Here is an 18,843-nt window from a genome sequence, read left to right on the forward strand (position 1 = left end):
CTTGAGGAATAGTTGCTTCAAGTTGGGTACGAATCTGGCGGGATAAAACAGGAGATGTACCATTGGTCGCAATCGAAATAACCAAAGGTGAACGATCAACAATTGCAGGCACCATAAAACGACAATGCGGTGGATCATCGACACTATTCACCAAGACATTTTCAGCTTCACAGACTTCAAAAACCTGTTGATTGGTGGATTTACTGTCTGTTGCAGCAATGACCAAGCGATATTGACGTAAATTTAAATATTCAGGATTGTCTAGATTTAATTGCTGTTCAAATGTGGCTTGGACATATTGCCCTTGGCTTTGTACGACAATCTCTAAAAGATTAGCATCAATTTCAGGTGCAATCACGCTAATCACTGCACCTGCTTTAGCTAAGAGCACTGCTTTGCGATAAGCAATGTGTCCACCACCGACAATCAGACAAGGTTGCTGTTGCAACTTTAAAGAGATTGGAAAAATATCCACAGAATTCCTCTAAATTTATATCTGAATGTCTTAAAAATAAATCTTTGAAACAAGTGATGTTTATAAATGGCTTATAAACATCACATCATTTGCGAATTAAACTTTACGCAAGAAGTTGATTAATCAATAAAAGTCGTACCACCCATATATGGGAGAAGTACTTCAGGAATTTCAATTGAACCATCAGCACGTTGGTAATTTTCCATGACAGCAAGCAATGTACGACCCACCGCCAAACCAGAACCATTCAAGGTATGCACAAGCTCTGTTTTCTTTTGGTCTACACGGTAACGCGCCATCATACGGCGTGCTTGGAAATCACCCATGCATGAACAGCTTGAAATTTCACGATAAGTATCTTGGCTTGGCACCCAAACTTCTAAGTCATAGGTTTTGATTGCGCCAAAGCCCATATCGCCACCACATAGAATAATCTTACGATATGGTAAACCTAAGGCTTGTAAAATCCCTTCTGCATGACTGGTTAAATCTTCAAGCGCTTGCATCGAAGTTTCAGGTTTAACAATTTGTACCATTTCAACTTTGTCGAATTGATGCTGACGGATTAAACCACGGGTATCACGACCATAAGAACCGGCTTCACTACGGAAACATGGGGTATGTGCAGCATATTTAAGGGGCAAACGATCTGCATCAATAATTTCATCACGTACGAAATTAGTGACTGGCACTTCAGCCGTTGGAATCAGGTAATATTCTTTTTCACCTTGTAATTTGAATAAATCTTCTTCAAATTTAGGCAATTGACCTGTGCCACGTAAAGATTCAGCATTAACCAAATAAGGCACATACGCTTCGGTATAACCATTTTTCAGTGTATGTGTATCTAACATGAATTGAGTCAAAGCGCGCTGTAAACGAGCAAGTGGCCCTTTTAATACGCTAAAACGTGTTCCTGTAAGCTTGGTCGCTGTCTCAAACTCAAGCCCACCCATCATTTCACCAAGATCACTATGATCTTTAATCTCGAAATCAAACTGACGAGGCGTACCCCATTTCAGAATTTCAACATTATCATCTTCATCTTTACCTTCAGGTACAGACTCATGCGGTAAGTTCGGAATAGATAGAGACTTAGCTTCAATTTCAGCCTGTAATTCATTCAATTCGGTTTCAGCAGTTTTGATTTCATCACCAATCGCACCCATACGTGCCATGATTTCGGATGCATCTCCGCCTGCTTTTTTAATTTGACCAACTTGTTTAGCACCCGAATTACGTTCCGCTTGTAAAGCTTCAGTTTTGGACTGAATTTCTTTACGGCGAGCTTCAAGAGATGCCCATTCTTCTACGTTAAGTTGAACACCACGTTTCGCTAAGGCTAAATTAACAGCCTCAATATTATTTCTGAGTAATTTCGGGTCGATCATAGCCAATCTTTAAGAAAGAAAAAAACTGGCTATAGTGTAAGCTCTTCACCATTAAAAATATAGTGATAGAGCTTTATGGATGTATTGATTCGTCTAAGAAGGATGCAATTTCTAAAATTATTCCGCTGAATATTGTGGAAGACTCGGCAAGTATTCAGGTTTCACGACATCTTTTGCGACATTGTAAGGCAATTTCAGTTCTGGCATACCTTCCGCATATGATGCTAACTCATACAAGGGATATACAAATACAATTCCATTTGCACCATAAAAATAATTGTCGCTCAGTTGCAATTTATCTCGCGTAATATCATGTTGTTGTAACCAATTCGAGTTTGCGTCATAAAGCTGTTCTGCAATTTTAGCTTCCATATTCGGTTTTAAAATATCCGTCAAAGCCAAACGCTTTTGTGTTGTTAAATCGAAGGTCACATATTCATTATGATAAGTACCATGCGCTGCACCTGCTGCATACACATAAGATTGAATGACAAAAGTGGCTAAATTATATTGTTGCGAAATAAAGCGTACATAAATTGAATTTTGATTTAAACCTTTTGGCGCTTCAGCTTCAGTTGCTGTTTGTGGCGATGGCTGAGTTTGATCAAAAGCATCAGGTACATCTTTTTTAATCCGCGTTAAAAAATAATCGTCAATCCATGCAATATGTGTTTGGATGGTTTGTAAATCATATTGAGTACAGCCATCTTCATCACAGAATTGCTTTTTCGGTAAATCAACACGAATCACTTTAGCCTGAATTAACTGAACAGCCTTAGCTTTAGCTTCTGTTGCTTTCTCCTGCTGAGGTGCAGATTTTTCCTGACAGCCTGCCATAGTGATCGCCGCGATTGAAAGAGGAATTGCCCAAAGCCATTGTTTGCTCATTTTCTGTGCCATTTTATTTTACAACCTAATTACCCTTTATTTAGCCATTTCACTATACAAAGCTTTGTAATTCAATGAAATTGAAAAAATGTATCTATTCCTATTTCACATATCATTTTACTTATTTTTGCGATAAATCTACCCAATTCCCATGAAAACCAACTGGAATACGAACCCCTAAATCAATTTCAGCTTGAAACTGAACATCCAAACCATCCACTTTTAAAATCACCACTTTAGATGGCAATGCATTGATATGGTGCACATAAGACAATAAATATCCCTGCCCTTCTTTTGCAGATGAAGATTCAGCAATAAAAATCACTTCGCCTGAAATCCACTCTGACCCAAAATCATGACTGACTTTTTTACAATGCTGAACATCATGAATCAGCAATTGATTCGCTTGAGCCAATCCTTCTGCATTAAAACTTACAGTGTAAATAAACTGATAGGGTTGACCTGTAAAACGCTCATCAATACGTGGAAATTCTTGTGCTTGTTCATCCGTCACATGACGATGAATTGCTCTCGCTTGCACATTTACAGTCCAACGCTCAAGTTGTACTTTTTGCTGTTCAAATGGTCCTTGTTGTGAATACTTAAACATATGGTCATAGACTACTAAATCGATAATGATTTTCCCTTGCTCATCTCGAAAAGCATTCGCTGCATGGAACACAAAACATGGATCAATATGAATCCATTGCACCTCATGTGCTTTGCCATATTTAGGCAAAACCCCAATACGTGCCTGATGTTCTGAATTCCACTCATAAGGCAAACTATTGCCTTTAAAAATTTGTTTATTTGAAAATGTCACAGGAAAATCAAAAATTAAAACCTCAGTTTCCGTCATAGTACAATCATGAATCATTGGACCATGTAACACAGGAATTTTGCATAGATGCACCAGATGTCCTTCTTGATCTAAAACTTCGTAATAAGCATGTTTTTGATCAAACGCATCATAGCAAATGGCATGCAAATGCCCTGTGATTGGATCTTCGTGCGGATGTGCTGTAAAGGGCAAGTCTGCATCTGTATTAAAAAATTGATGCTTTTCAGTATTTAACTCTAAATCTAATTGTGCAGGAAAAGTTCCTGCTTCAATCACTGCCCAAATTTTATCGGCATAATAAAAAGCATTAGTATTCACCACATCGCCTGGACCTCGACGAAAACCTGGCTTAAGTTTTTCCTTGTTTTGCTTTTGTATACTATCAGATTGAATATATTTACTTTTAAACCAGCTTGCTGATCCATTTTCAATACACAATGCATGTAACATTCCATCACCCGAAAACCAATGATGTGAAGTAGGATGTTCAACCTGTAATGGATTAGGACCTATACGCAATAACATGCCATTCAGTTGTGAAGGAATTTCGCCGAATACTTTTAAATCTGTTTTCTCAACTTCATCAACAGGTGCATAAACACCTTCTAAATATATATTTTCACCATCTTTTTTCTGTTTTCTTTGCAACCAACTAATGCCCTTATTTATCAAACTTTGACGAAATACATTCACCTTAGATTTCAAGGCAGTCATTCGTGGATAATCCATCAACAATTGATCTTGATTATTCCGTCGCATATCCATATTCAATCTCCGTTATTCTAATTATGATTCTTTAATATATTTTTCAATCCTGATGAAAAAAAAGAAAGGCTTAAAGGCGAGTTTTGTATTAATCGACGAACTTAGCTTTCAAATATATTTACAATAAAAAAAGCAACCCGAAAGTTGCTTGATTACATCAATAAAATATTAATTATTGATCAATAATATCTGTACCTTTAGGTGGCACGAAATTAAACTTTGATTCAGGAATAGTTGGATTCACTTTGACATCATTAAAACGTACTGTTGTCGTTTGACCCAATGAATCTTGTAAAATCATTAAACTTGGCGCTTTATTCACACCAAAACTAATGGTTAAGCTTTGGAAAGCCCCATCTTTTTGCTTAGGGTACAAGGTATAATACGTTTTACCCGCATCTGGCTGAGTAATTCGATATGCCTGCATAATTTGGTTGGTATTACCCGATAACAATAAAGCAGGTGTATTCGCCACTTGTTCATCTAAATTTTGACGAACAGCTTGTTGTAAATCAGGATCATAAATCCAAACCGTTCGACCTGTAGTCACAATCGTTTGTTTCGCAGGTGATGTGGTTTCCCAATAGAACTTACCAGGACGTGCCACACTCATTGTCCCCTTAAACGTTTGGTTCATATGCTGTGCAGACAAACCTTTTTTCTGTGCAACTTTACTCCCACCCGTTACTTTGGTTGTTTGTTCAAAATTTGCAGTTAAGCTTTTAATATTCCCCAACTGTTTCACTAAGTTTGCAGTTGCTTGTTGCTCAGGTGCTGCTGTCGCTGCAAAAACATTAGTGCTCATGATAGGTGCAAGCATTGCTGCACTAACGGCTACAACACTCATGGTTTTACGAAGCATATTCATATGTTCACCTTATATAGCTTTGCTTATTTGCAATTTATTTGATGTCTTATCTTAAACCAAATTAAGTAGCTAATAATTGAGAAAATAAGAAGTTTTGTATTGTTATTTATGCACATTGTTGATATTTATTCATCATGATGAAGATTTCATCTGATCAATAAAGCTCAAAACAAATTTTTAGATATAAAAAAACCCGCAATAAAGCGGGTTTTTCGAACTATTAAAACTTACGCTTCAACAGATACATAGCGACGGCCAAACTGACCCTTCACTTCAAATTTGATCACGCCATCAGCAGTAGCAAATAAAGTATGGTCACGGCCCATACCTACATTTGTACCAGCGTGGAATTCTGTACCACGTTGACGAACGATGATGTTACCAGCAGTCACAGCTTGACCACCGTACATTTTAACACCCAACATTTTAGGGTTTGAGTCACGACCGTTACGTGTCGATCCACCGGCTTTTTTAGTTGCCATGTCTATTTACTCCTCGTAATTAGCCTGAAATAGCTGTAATTTTCAACTCAGTGAACCATTGACGGTGACCTTGTTGTTTACGATAGTGTTTACGACGACGCATTTTAACAATACGAATTTTGTCGTGACGACCATGGCTAACTACTTCAGCAGTTACAGTAGCGCCAGCAACAACTGGAGCACCGATTTGAATGCTATCACCGTTAACAAGCATCAATACGTCATCAAACGTAATGCTCGAACCAGTTTCAGCTTTCAATAATTCTACTTTAAGGGTTTCACCCTCAATAACACGGTGCTGTTTACCACCGCTTTGGATTACTGCGTACATAATGTACTCCAAACATACCCGTGTCGTCGTGCCGATAAAGGAATATATCGTTCTTAATACGAGCGCCACTGGGGAATATAAGGGGATGGATTTTAAGTGATAATGAATTAAACAACAAGTAATTTTGACTAAAAATTAACACCATCTATCATATATTCGACCCTAAATCCGCTTGTCATAGTTTTAGTAGATGATTTACAGGATTTTTTATAAAAAATGAAATAGATTTTTAAACTGAATCGGCTACTATGTAGCACAAAAGAACAATGTCCTGTAAGTTCGTGTTTTTGTTTTAAGCAGATTTGCAACGAATGATACCTATTCGTTCAGATCATTGTTCTACAAATAACATCACTTGGATGATCGTTGTTACACTAATACATGTATTGAACACATCTGTAAGAGGACTCCTTTCACATGACCATCGACTTTAAGCAAGATATTCTCGCCCCTGTTGCTACAGACTTTGCTGCGATGGACAAGCTTATTAATGAAGGAATTAGCTCAAAAGTTGCATTAGTCATGTCTGTAAGCAAACACGTGGTTGAAGCAGGCGGTAAACGTATGCGTCCAATTATGTGTTTACTGGCAGCACGTGCATGTGGAGAAACCGATTTAGTCAATGCACAAAAATTAGCAGCCATTATTGAAATGCTTCATACAGCAACTTTAGTACATGATGATGTGGTGGATGAGTCAGGTTTACGCCGTGGTCGTCCAACAGCAAATGCCACTTGGAATAATCAAACTGCGGTATTAGTAGGAGATTTCCTGATTTCACGTGCTTTTGATTTACTGGTTGACCTGAATAATATGGTCTTGCTTAAAGACTTCTCGACGGGTACGTGTGAAATCGCTGAAGGTGAAGTATTACAACTTCAAGCACAGCATCAACCTGATACAGATGAAACTACTTATTTAAGTATTATCCATGGTAAAACATCTCGTTTATTTGAGTTGGCAACTGAAGGCGCTGCAATTTTAGCAGGCAAGTCTGAATACCGTGAACCTTTACGTTTATTTGCAGGTCACTTTGGTAATGCATTCCAAATTATTGATGATATTTTAGACTACACCTCTGATGCTGAAACATTAGGTAAAAATATTGGTGATGATTTAATGGAAGGTAAACCCACTTTACCTTTAATCTCTGCCTTACAAAATACTTCTGGTGAGGAACATGACATCGTTCGTCGTAGCATTGCAACAGGCGGTACAGCAGACTTAGAACGTGTGATTGAAATTGTACAAACTTCCGGTGCTTTGGATTATTGCCGTAAACGTGCCCATGAAGAAACTGCTGCTGCTCTCAGTGCGCTTAATCAATTACCTGAAAGTGAATATCGCCAAGCACTTTATAACCTTGCTCAATTGGCATTACATCGAATTCAATAAAACGTAATTACTTTTTGCTTATGCATATAAATTTTAATGATCTTTTCCAAAAAATGCTGGAACAGCTTGAACATCCCAAAGCTGTTCCAGATGCAAGTATTCTCATTGAACTGGTTAAACGAATAAGACCAGAAGACAGTACAAATACAGATGAAATTCATCAAAAAACTCAAGCACTGATCCAAGCTTTACTCATTACTCCTAATGCCACCAATAGCTTTCAAGGTTATCTTCTTAAACTGATTAACCACTATAAACAAGCCTCTTTGTATGCTGATAGTGGCATTCTGTCTTTAGATGGCTTTTGGAATCAATTGGGTCAACGCTTAGGTGCGCATTTTCTTCCTTTACTGAAAGATGAAACTGATTTAAGAGATTTAGTTGGGAAAGTTTTTTTCTTACGTAGTGATAAAGATTGGCTTGAAAATGTAAAAGATGCGGACTGGATTCAACTTTTTCAAATTTTGAATCAAGGGCACGATTACACCACGGCGAAAATCGGCATTAAACGAGAAATCATTAAAGCGATTACGGTTTTATCCTATCGAATCAGTGGAATTGGCTTATATCCTGAATTCATTAATGCACAACCTGAACTGACAGAATACGAGTCACCTTTCTTGGTGCAGAATCGTGAAATTGTCGAATTTATTGAAGCCTATAAAAAGCAACATCAGCAAAGCAAAGATATTGCTGTGATTGCTCCGCCTGATGCAGATCAAGCTTTAGTTATGATTGAGCAATGTCGTGATGTTGTACTTAAAATTCGACGTGCGACCAAACGTATTGGGGTCAGCTTAAGTTTGACCTATTTATTGTCTTTACTTGAGCAATGTTTAGATCGAATCGAGTTACTTTTAAACCTTATTGTTGAAGACGATAATGTTCACTATATTTCTTGTGGTGAGTTACTGACTGATTTGGTTGATGCACATTACCGTGAAACCAGTGTCAGAGACTTACTTAAAACCAATAGTGAGCTGATTGCGCTTCAAGTCACCGAGAATGCCAGTAAAACAGGCGAACACTACGTAAGTACAGATAAGCAAAGCTTTTTTGGAATGTATAAGGCAGCTGCAGGCGCTGGTGTGATTATTGCCATCATGGCAACCATTAAAATTTTGCTGACTCGATTGACTCTAGCGCCATTAATGCATGCTTTTTTATACAGCATGAATTATTCACTGGGCTTTATGTTTATTCATATTCTGCACTTTACCGTCGCAACGAAACAACCTGCAATGACCGCGGCTGCACTGGCTTCAACTGTTCAACATCGCCGAGGCTCTAAAACAGCTCAGATTGCTGAACTAGCTGCACTAATTATCAATATTATCCGTACTCAATTTGTAGCCATTCTAGGCAATATTTCTATTGCGATTCCAACGGCTGCACTGATTACCTATTTGTGGCAACTCACTTTACATGAGCCTTTACTCACACATGCAAAAGCCAATGCCGTTTTACATAGCTTAAATCCATTTACATCGCTTGCAATTCCACATGCAGCGATTGCAGGGGTTTGCCTATTTTTATCAGGGTTAATCGCGGGTTATTTCGATAATATGGCGGTGTATCGTAAAGTTGGGCCTCGATTAAAAGCACATCCGCGTTTAAAAAATCTAATGGGACAAGAAAGACTAGATAAATTTGCCAAGTATATTGAAAGAAATTTAGGTGCATTAGCAGGTAATTTTTTATTCGGCATCATGCTCGGTAGTATGGGAACTATAGGATTTATTTTAGGTTTACCGCTTGATATTCGACATATTGCTTTTGCATCTGCAAACTTCATCCAAGGTTTAATGACAATTAACGGTACACCAGAGCTTGGCTTGATTATCGTATCCTTTCTAGGTGTGCTTCTGATTGGTCTAACCAATCTTTTTGTCAGCTTTAGTTTAACCATTATCGTGGCTTTACGTGCCCGACAGGTTCGCTTTGAACAATGGAAACCTTTGGCAAAACTGGTCTTTACTCACTTTTTTACACGGCCTTTAGACTTTTTCTGGCCACCGAAACAACCTTTACAAGTAGAAGATGAGGTTCCTTCTTCTAATAAAGCAAACCACTAGCTGTTTTGTTATTGTTTTGTGCAAATTGTAAAATGTTTTGCAAAAAGAATTTACTATAAATTACTCATTTAGACTCACTTGAAAAAAAGTGTACTGACTAGTACACTTTGGCACATTCATTAATCTCCAATAATGCGATTAATATAATCAAGGTTATTTTATGCCTTACTTATTACTTTTAATAGGCTGTTTTGGATTAGGCATGAGTAGTATTGGAATAAATATTCCATTAATACAACAATTTGATTCTTCAACTGTTGTATGGATGAGTTTAAATCGTTCTGATATTTTAAGTGCTATTGCTATAAGTTTATCTTATTTGGGTGGCTTACCCGTAACATTGCTCATCAGCGGAATATGGTGTTTGTTGCAAATTCGGTCTAAAAAATACTCAAATGTTTTGTTCATTTTCTTAGGTGTTTTGGGCGGTTCCGCAATCGGCTGGATATTAAAATATGCAGTCGATCGCCCTCGCCCAGATTTGATTTACCAAATGGTACAGACCTATGGTGCATCTTTTCCCAGTGCACACAGTATTTATGCGGCAATACTGGCTGGCTTAGTCATGTTTATCTTTTATAAACATACCCAAGCTAAAGTAATAAGCCTACTTGCATGTCTTTGGTTTTTGAGTATGGGGGTTTCAAGAGTTTATCTTGGTGCTCATTTTCCTACAGATGTAATTGCAGGTTGGAGTATAGGTTTGATATGGATTGCACTACTTTGGTTAGTGTTAAAGCAATTTATATTGGGTACAAATAAATTATTTTTAGATAAAAATCTAAACGAGGTGGAATAATGATGTCGGCAAAGCTTTGGGCCCCTGCCCTTACTGCTTGTGCTTTAGCAACAAGTATTGCACTTGTGGGTTGTAGCAAAGATCCAAAAGAAGCACAGCAAGGTGCTGCTGCCCAGAAAATGCCGCCGACAGAAGTTGGTGTCATTGTTGCTCAACCACAAAGTGTTGAACAAACGGTTGAACTCTCGGGTAGAACTTCAGCATATCAAATCTCTGACGTGCGTCCTCAAACCAGCGGTGTCATTTTGAAACGCTTGTTTACTGAAGGAAGCTTTGTTCGTGAAGGACAACCCCTTTATGAAATTGATGCGAATACAAATCGTGCCAATTTAGAAAGCGCTAAAGCTGCAGTGGTTCGCCAACAAGCGAATTTAAATGCATTACAAGTAAAAGCAAATCGTTACCGTCAATTGATCGGCATTAATGCTGTATCAAAACAAGAATATGATGATTTAGCAGCACAAGTAAAACTTGCTGAAGCAGATGTTACTGCGGCACAAGCATCGCTTAAAAATGCTCAAATTGACTTAGGCTACTCAACAGTACGCTCTCCTATTTCGGGTCAATCTGGTCGTTCTTCAGTAACAGCCGGTGCATTAGTCACAGCAAATCAAGCCAATGCTTTGGTAACGATTCAACAACTAGATCCAATCTATGTTGATATCAACCAATCAAGCACTGAATTACTGCGTTTACGTCAGCAATTAAGTCAAGGTAGCATTGACCGTAGCAACAATACTAAAGTTCGTTTAAAACTTGAAGATGGTAGTTACTACTCAGTGGAAGGCAACCTTGCATTCTCTGATGCCAGTGTAAATCCAGATACAGGTACAGTGACATTACGTGCTGTATTCTCTAACCCGAATCATTTGTTGCTTCCGGGTATGTTCGCCAATGCACAAATCGTGCAAGGTGTGATTCCAAATGCCATTCTAATCCCACAGGCTGCGATTACTCGTACTCCTACGGGTCAAGCGATGGCAATGCTGGTCAATGCTAAAGGTGCTGTTGAGGCTCGTCCTGTAACCACTTCTGGTGTTCAAGGTCAAAACTGGATCGTAACTCAAGGCTTACAAGCAGGCGAAAAAGTGATTGTGGATGGGATTGCAAAAGTAAAACCTGAACAACAAGTTGTTGCTAAGCCATATCAACCACAAGCAGCTGCCCCTCAAGGTCAACCTGCTGCTGGCGCTCAATCAGGCACTGCTGCTCAACCAGCTCAGCAACCAAAACCAACTGAACAAAAAGCTACTTCACATGCATAAGGGGTAGACTGAATGGCTCAATTTTTTATTCATCGCCCTATTTTTGCATGGGTGATTGCATTGGTGATTATGTTGGCGGGTATACTCACGCTAACCAAGATGCCTATTGCTCAATATCCAACTATTGCACCACCAACTGTTACCATTGCGGCGACATATCCAGGTGCATCTGCGGCAACTGTTGAAAATACAGTGACACAGATTATTGAACAACAAATGAATGGTTTGGATGGTTTACGTTACATCTCATCTAACAGTGCGGGTAATGGTCAAGCCTCTATTCAATTGAACTTTGAACAAGGTATCGACCCTGATATCGCGCAAGTTCAAGTTCAAAATAAACTACAATCTGCAACTGCACTTTTACCTGAAGACGTTCAACGTCAAGGGATCAAAGTGACTAAATCAGGAGCGAGTTTTTTACAAGTTATTGCATTCTACTCACCGGATGAAGGCTTATCTGCTGATGATATTAAGGACTACGTAAACTCTAATATTTCTGAACCACTCAGCCGTGTTGCTGGTGTGGGTGAAGTACAAGTGTTTGGTGGTTCTTATGCAATGCGTATTTGGTTAGATCCTGCAAAACTCAACAGTTTCCAAATCACACCAAGTGATGTTGCCGCAGCAATTCGCTCTCAAAACTCGCAAGTTGCAGTGGGTCAATTAGGTGGAGCACCTTCTGTTGAAGGTCAAGTACTGAATGCAACTGTAAATGCACAAAGTATGCTTCAAACACCAGAGCAATTCAGAAACATCTTCTTAAAGAACACTGCTTCTGGTGCACAAGTTCGACTGTCTGATGTTGCTCGCGTTGAATTGGGTGCAGATAATTATCAATTCGACTCAAAATATAATGGTAAACCTGCAGGTGGTGTCGCAATTAAATTAGCAACTGGTGCAAATGCATTAGATACAGCAAAAGCTGTAGAAGCTCGTTTAGTTGATCTCCGTAAAAACTATCCTACGGGGATGAAAGATCAACTTGCATTTGATACAACACCGTTTATTCAGCTTTCAATTGAAAGTGTTGTACACACATTAGTTGAAGCCATTATTCTTGTATTCATCGTTATGTTCTTGTTCTTACAGAACTGGCGCGCAACGATTATTCCAACACTTGCTGTACCTGTCGTTGTATTGGGTACATTTGCAGTAATTAATATTTTTGGTTTCTCAATCAATACACTCACGATGTTTGCCATGGTGCTTGCCATTGGTCTACTGGTCGATGATGCGATTGTTGTGGTCGAAAACGTTGAACGTGTTATGCAAGAAGATCACTTAGATCCTGTTGCAGCAACTGAAATTTCGATGAAGCAAATTTCAGGTGCATTGATTGGTATTACCAGTGTGCTATCAGCGGTATTCGTACCGATGGCATTCTTTGGCGGTACGACAGGTGTAATTTATCGTCAGTTCTCAATCACGCTTGTTACAGCAATGGTACTTTCACTCATCGTTGCTTTAACCTTTACACCTGCACTTTGTGCGACTTTATTAAAACAGCATGATCCAAACAAAGAACCAAGCAATAATATCTTTGCTCGTTTCTTCCGTTGGTTTAATACGAGTTTTGATAAAACAGCACAGAAATATCAAAACGGTGTAAACCGTATGACCCACAATAAGATTTTCTCTGGTGTGGTCTACGTTGCTGTAATTGGTGTATTGGTTGTTCTGTTTAAAATACTGCCTTCTTCTTTCTTACCAGAAGAAGACCAAGGTGTAGTAATGACTTTGGTTCAGTTGCCGCCTAATGCTACATTAGATCGTACTGGCAAAACCATTGACACTATGACTGACTATTTCATGAACAAAGAAAAAGATACCGTTCAGTCAGTCTTTAGTGTAACGGGCTTCTCATTTACAGGTGTCGGCCAAAATGCAGGCCTGGCTTTCATTCGTTTGAAAGACTGGAAAGACCGTACAACGTCTGAACAGCAAATTGGTGCGCTTATTAAACGTGGTATGGCACTGAATATGATCATTAAAGATGCTTCATATGTAATGCCATTACAACTACCTGCAATGCCTGAACTTGGTGTCACTGCTGGCTTTAACTTGCAATTGAAAGATGCAGGTGGTCAAGGTCATGACAAGCTAATTGCAGCTCGTAATGCTATTTTGGGTATGGCTTCTCAAGACAAACGTCTTGCAGGTGTACGTCCAAATGGTCAAGAAGATACGCCTCAATATCAAATCAACATTGATCAAGCGCAAGCGGGTGCAATGGGGGTAAGTATTGCTGATATCAACTCAACCATGAGCATGGCTTGGGGTGGTTCTTATATCAATGACTTCGTTGATCGTGGTCGTGTGAAAAAAGTTTATGTCCAAGGTCAAGCGAATGCTCGTATGATGCCTGAAGACTTAAACAAATGGTATGTTCGTAACAACCAAGGCACAATGGTTCCATTCTCTGCATTTGCAACAGGTGTATGGACATATGGTTCACCACGCCTAGAACGTTATAATGGTATTTCATCGGTTAATATCCAAGGTACACCTGCTCCAGGTGTCAGCTCGGGTGATGCAATGAAAGCAATGGAAGAAATCATTGCCAAGTTGCCTTCTATGGGCTTACAAGGATATGACTATGAATGGACAGGTTTATCTTTAGAGGAACGTGAGTCTGGTGCACAAGCTCCATTCTTATATGCGCTTTCTTTATTAATTGTCTTCTTATGTCTTGCTGCCTTATATGAAAGTTGGTCTATTCCATTCTCAGTATTATTGGTTGTACCTTTAGGTGTTGTTGGTGCGATGGGCTTAACTTGGTTAGGCATGACCATTAAAGGTGATCCAAATCTTTCCAATAACATTTACTTCCAAGTCGCGATCATTGCAGTCATCGGTTTGTCTGCTAAAAATGCGATTTTGATTGTAGAGTTTGCGAAAGAATTGCAGGAAAAAGGTGAAGAGCTTTTTGACGCAACATTACATGCTGCAAAAATGCGTTTACGCCCAATTATTATGACCACATTAGCCTTTGGTTTTGGTGTACTTCCGCTTGCTCTTGCGAGTGGTGCGGGTGCAGGTAGCCAACACTCAGTCGGTTACGGTGTTCTAGGTGGTGTCATTAGTTCTACACTTTTGGGTATCTTCTTTATTCCTGTGTTCTTTGTATGGATTCGTAGTATCTTTAAGTATAAACCTAAAAAAATTAACACTCAGGAGCAATCTTCGTGATGCAAAAAGTATGGTCTATTTCAGGTCGTAGCATTGCGGTATCTGCATTGGCGCTTGCTTTGACTGCTTGTCAAAGCATGCGTGGTCCAGAACCCGTAGCTCAAGCAAGTATCCCTGAAGCTTTCGTAACTCCAGCTTCTGGTACTTCAATTGCTGAACAAGGTTATAAAGACTTTTTTGCAGATCAGCGTTTATTACAAGTGATTGATCTTGCTCTAGCCAATAACCGTGATTTGCGTACTGCGACATTGAATATTCAACGTGCACAGCAACAATATCAAATTTCTGAAAATAATCAGTTACCAACGATTGGTGCAAGTGGTAGTGCAATTCGTCAAGTTTCTCCAAGCACTGATCCGAACAACCCTTATTCAACTTTTCAAGTTGGTCTAGGTGTGACTGCATACGAACTTGATTTTTGGGGTCGTGTTCGTAGTTTAAAAGACAATGCTTTAGATAGTTACTTGGCAACGGCAAGTGCTCGGGATGCAACGCAAATTTCATTAATTAGCCAAGTTGCACAAGCTTGGTTAAATTATTCATTTGCAAATGCAAACTTAAAACTTGCAGACCAAACGTTAAAAGCACAACTTGATTCTTATAATCTCAACAAAAAACGTTTTGATGTAGGTATCGACAGTGAAGTCCCTGTTCGTCAGGCGCAAATTTCTGTAGAAACTGCACGTAATGATGTTGCGAACTATAAAACTCAAATTGCTCAGGCGAAGAACTTACTCAACCTACTTGTAGGTCAGCAAGTTCCAAACAATTTATTACCAAGTCAACGTGTAACACGTATTAGCAATGCAACTGCATTGTCTGCGGGTTTACCGAGTGATTTACTAAATAACCGTCCTGACATACGCTCGTCTGAATACCAACTTTCAGCTGCTGGTGCGAATATTGGTGCTGCTAAAGCACAACTCTTCCCAACCATTAGCTTAACGGGTTCAGCAGGTTATGCTTCAACCGATTTAAGTAACTTATTTAAAACAGGTGGCTTTGCTTGGTCTTTAGGTCCAAGTTTAAACCTTCCAATTTTTGATTGGGGTACGCGTAAAGCAAACGTTAAAATTTCTGAAACAGATCAAAAAATTGCTTTGTCTAGTTATGAAAAATCAATTCAATCTGCTTTCCGTGAAGTGAACGATGCTTTAGCAACTCGTCAAAATATTGGCGATCGTTTAACGGCACAACGTCGCTTGGTTGATGCAACTAATACAACCTATAAACTATCGAATGCTCGCTTCCGTGCAGGTATTGATAGCTTCTTAACCGTATTAGATGCTCAACGTTCGTCTTATGCTGCTGAACAAGGTTTGTTATTGCTTGAACAAGCAAATTTAAATAACCAAGTTGAAGTGTATAAAACCTTGGGTGGCGGTGTAAAAGCCAATACATCTGACCAAGTGATTAAGCAACCTTCAAGTGCTGAATTAACATCTAACAAACAAGATAAATAATTTAATTATTTATATCGCTAAAAGCTCACCTTGGTGGGCTTTTTTCTTATTTGGATTTTAGATTTATTCAGTTGGGTACATCATCAGTTTAGTCCTCTCCTTTCTTTTCTTGCCTTATTGCTTGTTTTTATCTATCTTCAAATCAAATCTTATTTTTATATAGCCTAAATATGCAGTTAAGTAATTTGGAAACCGTACCGGGACATAATATTATCAAACAACTTGATGTCGTTTATGGCAGTACGGTACGCAGTAAACACGTTGGGCGTGATCTCATGGCGAGTTTAAAAAATATTGTCGGCGGAGAACTTACAGGTTATACCGAACTGTTAGAAGAATCACGGAAAGAAGCGATGGATCGAATGATTGCCAAGGCACAAGGCTTAGGTGCAAATGCTGTTGTCGGTATTCGTTTCTCAACATCCAATATTGCACAAGGTGCTTCTGAACTCTTTGTATATGGCACTGCTGTTGTGATCGAATCTCACACCACCAAATTACCTGATCCATTTTCGACGCAAGGTTAATTATGGACGGCTTAATTTTTAAAATTATTCTTACGCTTATTTTATTCTGTATTGGTTGGCTTTTTGGTCGGCACATTGAACGTAAGCATTTAAATGAACTTGAAGAAAAAGAAGCTCGACTGGGGTATATTCGCCTTGATACCAATAAATTTCAGACTTCTGAATTGAATGGTCAACTTGTCAGTAGCAATGTTGTGATTTCTCATGATTATTTTAAATACATTATTGCGCAAATACAGAACTTCTTCGGAGGAAGACTCAGTACCTATGAAAACGTAGTTGATCGGGCACGTAGAGAAGCTGTTGTTCGACTAAAACTAGAAGCAGAACAAATGGGTGCAAAACATATTATGGGTTTAAGACTAAGTACCACGGAACTGGGGATGCAAGGTGGTATGGTCGAAGTTTTTGCCTATGGCACAGCAATCATTCAGCCTCATTAAAAATTAAAATAGACTGTCCTGACCATTTTAAAATGACAGGACACAAAATTATTTACAGGCTCAAGATTACTCAAAAATAGCTTGCCAATAGTGATAGGTTTTTTCTTCACCACTGGCTAATTTAAACTCATACATCATCTTACGTGTTTCAATAATATTGAACTCTACAGGATGTTTGAATAGCTCACCTGCATAAGCAAAAGTATGATATTCACCATTTTCACCACAGACATCAACATCGGGTGGCATTAAATCAAGAGTTGCCGAACTAATATCCTGCCCGATAAAGCTTCCATCAAGCTTACTGGCATCGGTTACGATAATTTTGGTTTTTATCCCAGAGGCTAGAAAGTCTTGCATCACTTCAGTCGAATTGGGATTCCACAAGGGCTCAACCACTTCTATTCGCAATGGATGCAACCTATCTTCTCGATATTGACGAACATCCGTTAAATAAATATCACCAAAAATAAAGTGTTCCACACCTTGTGCTTTAAAGTGATTTGCAGCATCTAACATTCTTTGTTCATAAATCTCAAGATTTTTAGGCAAATAAACGGGATAAAGCGGAATGCCAATACTCTCCGCCTGTTTCATCAACAGAGTATGAGGAATGGCATGCATGGATGAAAGTTTGGTTTCTTCATTCACAGTTGTTAATAAGGCAACAACTTCAAATTGGTTCTCTTGTAAAACTTTGGAGAGTGCTAAAGCTGAATCTTTACCACCACTCCAATTAAATACTGCTTTCTTACGGGTATACACAATCATTTGACTCGCATTTTTCGAATCATTTTATATAAAGTTGTCGGTGATAAGCGAGAAACTATTACCCCAAGTTTTTCTTTACTGCCACCCACCACAATATATTCTTTGCCATTCATCAACGCTTTGACTGTTTGTTGTGCAAAGTCATCAGCATCAAGACCATTTTCAATCGCTTCATCTTGATGAGCTTGTGGTTTCCCCTGCCCATTCAATGCATTAAAAGACACATTGGTTTTTACAAAGCCAGGGAAAATAACGGAAACTTCTACACCCTCTTGAGCTACTTCGGCACGTAAGCTATTTGCCCACATGTGAATTGCCGCTTTTGCCGCAGAATAAGAAGCACGGTATTGCGTCCCGAGTAATCCTGCAACACTGGAGACATAAGCGATACGCCCTGATTTTTGTTTTAAAAATGTCGGCAATACGATTTTGGTTAAGAACACTTGAGAGAAATAATCAATTTCCATAATGGCACGTTCAGTTTGCATCGTTGTATCTGCAATCAATGCACGTTGACTCAAGCCTGCATTATTGATTAGCCAATCAATCTGACCTTTTTTAGCCAATACTTCTTCATAGGCACGACGAATTTGAGCCTCATCTGTAATGTCCATTGCAATCGAAATGTGCTGATCTGGATGCAATAAACTCACACGAACATTTTCAAGTTCTTCAAAACGACGTGCACTGAGAATCACTTGTGCACCTTGTAAAGCACATTCCTGTGCAAGCGCTTTGCCCAAGCCTGATGATGCACCCGTAATCCACACCACTTTATTGTCTAAGTTATCCAACTTCGCCATGATCAATCCTTTAGATGATAAGTATTAATTTTATGAGGCTCTTACATAAGTTATGAATCAGGAATTTAT

The 18,843-nt window shown here is 38.9% G+C and carries 17 protein-coding genes; 8 read left to right on the forward strand and 9 right to left on the reverse strand.

The window, feature by feature from the left end; all coding sequences use genetic code 11:
- From B9T35_RS10620 to rplU, 7 genes are all read right to left on the reverse strand, one after another.
- The coding region (locus B9T35_RS10620; RefSeq protein WP_139842021.1) for a precorrin-2 dehydrogenase/sirohydrochlorin ferrochelatase family protein at nucleotides 1-475 on the reverse strand (475 nt) is incomplete at its 3' end.
- 119 nt (nucleotides 476-594) lie between these two features.
- Nucleotides 595-1,866 carry a serine--tRNA ligase gene (serS, locus tag B9T35_RS10625; protein WP_086191095.1) on the reverse strand — a complete coding sequence of 424 codons (1,272 nt, stop codon included), beginning with the start codon at nucleotides 1,864-1,866 and terminating at the stop codon, nucleotides 595-597.
- Between the two features lie 117 nt (nucleotides 1,867-1,983).
- Nucleotides 1,984-2,754 (reverse strand): RsiV family protein, encoded by a 771-nt coding sequence (locus tag B9T35_RS10630; protein WP_228147125.1) that lies wholly within the window; start codon nucleotides 2,752-2,754, stop codon nucleotides 1,984-1,986.
- A 121-nt stretch (nucleotides 2,755-2,875) separates the two neighbouring features.
- The gene (locus B9T35_RS10635; protein WP_228147123.1) at nucleotides 2,876-4,360 is read right to left on the reverse strand and encodes a carotenoid oxygenase family protein; all 1,485 of its coding nucleotides are present in this window, start codon (nucleotides 4,358-4,360) and stop codon (nucleotides 2,876-2,878) included.
- A gap of 172 nt (nucleotides 4,361-4,532) precedes the next feature.
- A complete protein-coding gene (lolA, locus tag B9T35_RS10640; RefSeq protein ID WP_086191097.1) occupies nucleotides 4,533-5,228 on the reverse strand; it encodes an outer membrane lipoprotein chaperone LolA in 696 nt (231 codons plus the stop codon).
- 227 nt (nucleotides 5,229-5,455) lie between these two features.
- Nucleotides 5,456-5,710, reverse strand: a complete 255-nt coding sequence (gene rpmA / locus B9T35_RS10645; RefSeq protein WP_086191098.1) for a 50S ribosomal protein L27 — start codon at nucleotides 5,708-5,710, stop codon at nucleotides 5,456-5,458.
- Nucleotides 5,711-5,729: 19 nt separating this feature from the next.
- Nucleotides 5,730-6,041, reverse strand: coding sequence for a 50S ribosomal protein L21 (rplU, locus tag B9T35_RS10650; RefSeq protein ID WP_086191099.1), 312 nt, complete (start codon nucleotides 6,039-6,041; stop codon nucleotides 5,730-5,732).
- Nucleotides 6,042-6,458: 417 nt separating this feature from the next.
- Here rplU and sdsA point away from each other — a divergent pair, with 417 nt between their 5' ends.
- The 8 genes from sdsA (at nucleotide 6,459) to B9T35_RS10690 (ending at nucleotide 17,200) form a co-directional block, all read left to right on the forward strand.
- Nucleotides 6,459-7,436, forward strand: a complete 978-nt coding sequence (gene sdsA, locus B9T35_RS10655; protein WP_086191100.1) for an All-trans-nonaprenyl-diphosphate synthase — start codon at nucleotides 6,459-6,461, stop codon at nucleotides 7,434-7,436.
- A gap of 20 nt (nucleotides 7,437-7,456) precedes the next feature.
- Nucleotides 7,457-9,511, forward strand: coding sequence for a site-specific recombinase (locus B9T35_RS10660; RefSeq protein ID WP_171264265.1), 2,055 nt, complete (start codon nucleotides 7,457-7,459; stop codon nucleotides 9,509-9,511).
- 160 nt (nucleotides 9,512-9,671) lie between these two features.
- On the forward strand, nucleotides 9,672-10,310 hold the full coding sequence (locus B9T35_RS10665) for a phosphatase PAP2 family protein (RefSeq protein WP_086191102.1): 639 nt from the start codon (nucleotides 9,672-9,674) through the stop codon (nucleotides 10,308-10,310).
- Entirely contained in the window at nucleotides 10,310-11,575 is a 1,266-nt protein-coding gene (locus B9T35_RS10670) for an efflux RND transporter periplasmic adaptor subunit (protein ID WP_086191103.1), read from the forward strand. The genes B9T35_RS10665 and B9T35_RS10670 overlap by 1 nt, the downstream gene beginning before the upstream one ends.
- A 12-nt stretch (nucleotides 11,576-11,587) precedes the next feature.
- Complete coding sequence (gene adeJ, locus B9T35_RS10675) at nucleotides 11,588-14,767, forward strand: multidrug efflux RND transporter permease subunit AdeJ (protein WP_086191104.1); 3,180 nt, start codon at nucleotides 11,588-11,590, stop codon at nucleotides 14,765-14,767.
- Entirely contained in the window at nucleotides 14,767-16,230 is a 1,464-nt protein-coding gene (adeK, locus tag B9T35_RS10680) for a multidrug efflux RND transporter AdeIJK outer membrane channel subunit AdeK (protein ID WP_086191105.1), read from the forward strand. Before adeJ ends, adeK begins: the two co-directional genes overlap by 1 nt.
- Nucleotides 16,231-16,400: 170 nt before the next feature.
- Nucleotides 16,401-16,757: a YbjQ family protein gene (locus B9T35_RS10685; protein ID WP_086191106.1), complete on the forward strand. Its 357-nt coding sequence runs from the start codon at nucleotides 16,401-16,403 to the stop codon at nucleotides 16,755-16,757.
- A gap of 2 nt (nucleotides 16,758-16,759) precedes the next feature.
- Nucleotides 16,760-17,200 (forward strand): YbjQ family protein, encoded by a 441-nt coding sequence (locus B9T35_RS10690; RefSeq protein WP_086191107.1) that lies wholly within the window; start codon nucleotides 16,760-16,762, stop codon nucleotides 17,198-17,200.
- Nucleotides 17,201-17,266: 66 nt separating this feature from the next.
- On the opposite strand, the gene B9T35_RS10695 is transcribed toward B9T35_RS10690, so the two are convergent.
- Together B9T35_RS10695 and B9T35_RS10700 are read right to left on the reverse strand one after the other, a co-directional pair.
- A complete protein-coding gene (locus B9T35_RS10695; protein WP_086191108.1) occupies nucleotides 17,267-17,971 on the reverse strand; it encodes an ATP-binding protein in 705 nt (234 codons plus the stop codon).
- Complete coding sequence (locus tag B9T35_RS10700; RefSeq protein WP_086191109.1) at nucleotides 17,968-18,774, reverse strand: SDR family NAD(P)-dependent oxidoreductase; 807 nt, start codon at nucleotides 18,772-18,774, stop codon at nucleotides 17,968-17,970. The genes B9T35_RS10695 and B9T35_RS10700 overlap by 4 nt, the downstream gene beginning before the upstream one ends.
- Between the last annotated feature and the right edge of the window lie 69 nt (nucleotides 18,775-18,843).

Source organism: Acinetobacter sp. ANC 3832, assembly GCF_002135415.1.
Classification (GTDB): Bacteria; Pseudomonadota; Gammaproteobacteria; order Pseudomonadales; family Moraxellaceae; genus Acinetobacter.